4 protein-coding genes and 1 pseudogene are annotated in these 4,428 nt (G+C 67.9%); 1 reads left to right on the top strand and 4 read right to left on the bottom strand.

The annotated features are described in order from the left end of the window. The 3 genes and pseudogenes from E1286_RS51040 to E1286_RS46240 form a co-directional block, all read right to left on the bottom strand. Positions 1-194 (bottom strand): annotated as a pseudogene (locus E1286_RS51040) (C4-dicarboxylate transporter DctA); the annotation flags it as partial. A 100-nt stretch (positions 195-294) separates the two neighbouring features. Beyond that, a complete protein-coding gene (locus E1286_RS51035; protein ID WP_246075725.1) occupies positions 295-399 on the bottom strand; it encodes a dicarboxylate/amino acid:cation symporter in 105 nt (34 codons plus the stop codon). A gap of 282 nt (positions 400-681) precedes the next feature. Beyond that, positions 682-942, bottom strand: a complete 261-nt coding sequence (locus E1286_RS46240; protein ID WP_132623617.1) for an HGxxPAAW family protein — start codon at positions 940-942, stop codon at positions 682-684. Positions 943-1,167: 225 nt separating this feature from the next. Here E1286_RS46240 and secA point away from each other — a divergent pair, with 225 nt between their 5' ends. After that, a complete protein-coding gene (gene secA, locus E1286_RS46235) occupies positions 1,168-3,957 on the top strand; it encodes a preprotein translocase subunit SecA (protein ID WP_132623615.1) in 2,790 nt (929 codons plus the stop codon). A gap of 70 nt (positions 3,958-4,027) precedes the next feature. On the opposite strand, the gene E1286_RS46230 is transcribed toward secA, so the two are convergent. Further along, the coding region (locus tag E1286_RS46230) for an Rv3235 family protein (RefSeq protein WP_342776344.1) at positions 4,028-4,428 on the bottom strand (401 nt) is incomplete at its 5' end.

The following is a 4,428-nucleotide window of genomic DNA, read 5'->3' as shown; positions in this document are numbered from 1 at the left end:
GGGCTGGGTTCTTCCAGGTCGGGGCCGTCCGGGGTTTCCGGTGGTGGTCGGTACGGGAGGTGCCGGAGAGGAACGCGTGTGTCGAGGCGGCCTTCCCGGTTCGCGACGACGAGGGCGGCGACGCAGTGGCCGATCAGGTTCACCCAGACCCGCATCGAGTCCGTGATCCGGTCGGCGCCGAGCAGCAGCGCCACAGCCGCGACCGGGAGGTCGCGTGGCCGATGGCGCTCACCGTCGCCGACAGGGCCAGGAACGACTGCCCCGGCACACCCGCCATGCCCTTGGACGTCGGTATCAGGACGGGCAGGCGGTGATCTGTTCCCCGAGGCTGAGGCCGACCCCGAGCGCCTGGGCGAGGAAAAGGACGCAGATCAACAGATACAGCGTGGCGCCGTCCAGGTCGAACGAGTAACCGGTCGGTATCGCCAGGCCGGTCGTCGTACGGGAGGCGCCGGCGTTTCATCCGGGAAAGACGAGCGAATCGCATTCCGCGATAATGGGCGCACGTTCCGTAAGGCGGCGCCGTTGTGCGGTCATATGCCCGGGGCGACACGCCCGGAGGTCACGACACGACATTCCCGACCTGAGCATGGACATTACGTGGCTGAACGCGGACATTCGGCTGCCGGACATGGAAACGGCGGGCGACCCGGATGTCGGGCGCCCGCCGGTGAAACCGTTTCAGCGGTGATCTTCCGCGTGCATGCCCACGCGGGGCGCGTCGATCACGACGTCGGTGAAGATATCGAAGACGAGGGCGAGGATTCCGCCGACGACGAACACACCGGCGCCGATCCAGACGAGCGTCCAGTTGGCGGCCGTGAGGCCGAAGCCCGCCACGATGGTGCCCACCAGCATCACCGTCACCGCCAGCCACGAGGACGCGCGCCCTCCGTGGCTGCCGAGATTCTCGGTCTGCTCCGACTTCTTCCCCTCAACCATGACTCATCCTTCCTTTGCCGGTTATCCCGCTTACCCGTGCGAGCCGGCTCTCAACCGGCATACCCTCTGCCTGAAACCCATTCTCCCAGACAGGGCTCGTGCCCTCGTCGGCACGGTGGCTGTGTCTGGTTGCAGAACCGCCTACGATGGCAGGCGGGGAAGTTTGTCTCGGCCTCTCCTCCTGGCGGCGCCGCCGGGGTAGACCTGCGAGGAGCTTTACATAAAGTGGCAGCCATTCTCGACAAGATCCTACGTGCCGGCGAAGGCAAGATCCTGCGCAAGCTCAGGCGGATCGCAGACCAGGTCAACTCCATCGAGGACGACTTCACGAGCCTGTCCGACGCGGAGTTGCGAGCGCTGACGGACGAGTTCAAGCAGCGCTACAAGGACGGCGAAACCCTCGACGATCTGCTTCCCGAGGCGTTCGCGACCGTGCGCGAGGCCGCCCGCCGCGTGCTCGGCCAGCGGCCCTACGACGTGCAGATCATGGGCGGGGCCAACCTCCACCTGGGCAACATCTCCGAGATGAAGACCGGTGAGGGCAAGACGCTGACCTGTACCCTGCCCGCCTACCTCAACGCGCTGGCCGGCGAGGGCGTCCACGTCATCACGGTCAACGACTACCTGGCCAAGCGCGACGCGGAGACGATGGGCCGCGTCCACCGCTTCCTGGGCCTCGAGGTCGGCTGCATCATCTCCGGCCAGCAGCCCGACGAACGGCGCAAGCAGTACCAGGCCGACATCACCTACGGCACGAACAACGAGTTCGGCTTCGACTACCTGCGCGACAACATGGCCTGGTCGCTCGAAGAGTGCGTGCAGCGCGGCCACTTCTTCGCGGTCGTCGACGAGGTCGACTCGATCCTCATCGACGAGGCCCGCACCCCGCTGATCATCTCCGGTCCGGGCGAGCAGTCGGGCAAGTGGTACACCGAGTTCGCCAAGATCGTGCCGCGCCTGCGCAGGGGCGTCGAGGCGAGGAACCCCGGCGAGGAGAGCACCGGCGACTACGTCGTCGACGAGAAGAAGCGCACGGTCGGCATTCTCGAGGCGGGCGTCGAGAAGGTCGAGGACTGGCTCGGCATCGACAACCTCTACAAGCCCGAGCACACCCACCTCGTCGGCTTCCTGAACAACGCGCTCAAGGCCAAGGAGCTGTTCAAGAAGGACAAGGACTACATCGTCGCCGACGGCGAGGTCCTGATCGTCGACGAGTTCACCGGCCGCATCCTGCACGGCCGCCGCTACAACGAGGGCATGCACCAGGCCATCGAGGCCAAAGAGGGCGTCAAGATCAAGGACGAGAACCAGACGCTCGCCACGGTCACCCTGCAGAACTACTTCCGCCTCTACGAGAAGCTGGCCGGCATGACCGGTACGGCGGTCACCGAGGCCAACGAGTTCCACAAGACGTACAAGCTGGGCGTCGTGCCGATCCCGACCAACCGGCCGATGATCCGCAAGGACCAGCCCGACGTCGTCTACAAGACCGAGGACGCCAAGTTCGACGCGGTCGTGGAGGACATCAAGGAGCGCTACGAGCGCGGCCAGCCGGTGCTCGTCGGCACGACCTCGGTGGCGAAGTCCGAGCGGCTGTCGAGGGCGCTCAAGGGGCGCGGCGTGCCGCACGAGGTGCTCAACGCGAAGAACCACGAGCGTGAGGCCTCCATCATCGCCGAGGCGGGCCGCAAGGGCGCCGTCACCGTGGCCACCAACATGGCCGGTCGAGGCACCGACATCATGCTCGGCGGCAACTCCGAGTTCCGCGCCGACCAGGAGCTGCGCCAGCGCGGCCTCGACCCGGTCGAGACGCCGGAGGAGTACGAGAAGGCCTATCCCGAGGCGCTGGAGAAGGCGCGCGCGGCGGTCAAGGCCGAGCACGACGAGGTCACCCAGCTCGGCGGCCTCTACGTCCTCGGCACCGAGCGGCACGAGTCGCGTCGCATCGACAACCAGCTGCGCGGTCGTTCCGGCCGTCAGGGCGACCCCGGCGAGTCGCGCTTCTACCTGTCGCTCGGCGACGACCTCATGCGCCTGTTCAACTCGGCCAGGGTCGAGATGATCATGACCAGGCTCAGCATCCCCGACGACCAGCCGATCGAGTCCGGCATCGTCTCCAAGGCCATCGCCTCCGCCCAGCACCAGGTCGAGCAGCAGAACTTCGAGATCCGCAAGGAAGTTCTGAAGTACGACGAGGTGATGAACCGCCAGCGTAAGGTCATCTACGCCGAGCGCCGCAAGGTGCTGGAGGGTGCCGACCTGCACGAGCAGGTGCGCGGCTTCATCGGCGACGTCATCGACGGCTACGTCGCGGGAGCCACGTCCGAGGGCTTCGCCGAGGAGTGGGACCTCGACAAGCTGTGGGCCGCGTTCGGCAAGCTCTACCCGATCTCGGTGCGCGTCGAGGACATCGTCGAGGAGGCCGGCGGCCGCGAGGAGCTGACCGCCGAGCTCCTCACCGAGCGGGTCAAGCAGGACGCGCTCGCCGCCTATGACAGGCGCGAAGAGGAGTTCGGCGGCGAGACCATGCGCGACCTGGAGCGCCGGGTGATCCTCTCGGTGCTCGACCGCAAGTGGCGCGAGCACCTCTATGAGATGGACTACCTGCGCGAGGGCATCGGCATGCGGGCCTACGCGCAGAAGGACCCGCAGATCGAGTACCAGCGCGAGGGTTACGAGATGTTCTCGGCGATGCTCGAGGGCATCAAGGAGGACTCCGTCGGGTTCCTGTTCAACCTCGAGGTGGAGGTGCAGGCCAACCCGATCGTCGAGGAGGAGGACGCGGCGATCGCGGAGACCCGCTCGATCATCGCGCGCGGCCTGCGGGGCCCGGAGCGTCCGGCCGAGCTCGAATACTCCGCGCCCGGCGAGCAGGGCGACGTCGAGCACATGCGGGTGCGCACGAGCCAGGAGGAGCGGGCGGCGTACGGCAACGTGGAGCGTAACGCGCCGTGCCCGTGCGGGTCGGGCAAGAAGTACAAGCGCTGCCACGGAGACCCGAAGAACGCGGCCTGATCCTCGTTCTGCGAGACCCCCGTTTCCCGGCAGGGAAGCGGGGGTCTTTCGCGTCAGGGCCGGGGTCACCTCACGCCGTTTCGAAGTCGGTGCAGAGCCACCGAGTGCCGTGGCGTTCGAGGCGTACGGCGAGGACGTGGGTGCGGTGGCCGCAGTGGATCAGGACGCACATCTCGATGGCGCCGTCGCGGGGCTCCGTCACGCGGACGCCTCCCGCGAACGGCGGGTGGCCCGTGTGGATCATCCGGCCGGCCCTGACGAGGTCCCGGTAGGCGCGTTCGGTGAGCCGGTCGGCCACGCTCCGCGGCGGGCGGCGGCCGGCCAGCACCTCGGCGAGCGCCTGCCCGAGGTGGCGCAGCCCGCGCTCGTCGGGCAGGGCGCCGGGCGGGCCCCAGACCAGGGCACGGGTGTCCAGGGCCAGGGCGCCGCGGGTCTGCGGAGACTTCTCGCCGTCGTAGGGCGGCTCCGGGG

Origin of the sequence: Nonomuraea terrae, from assembly GCF_004348995.1 — a bacterium.
Lineage (GTDB): Bacteria > Actinomycetota > Actinomycetes > Streptosporangiales > Streptosporangiaceae > Nonomuraea > Nonomuraea terrae.
The sequence above is the reverse complement of the archived record's forward strand: the minus strand, read 5'-3'. Positions and strand labels throughout refer to the sequence as shown.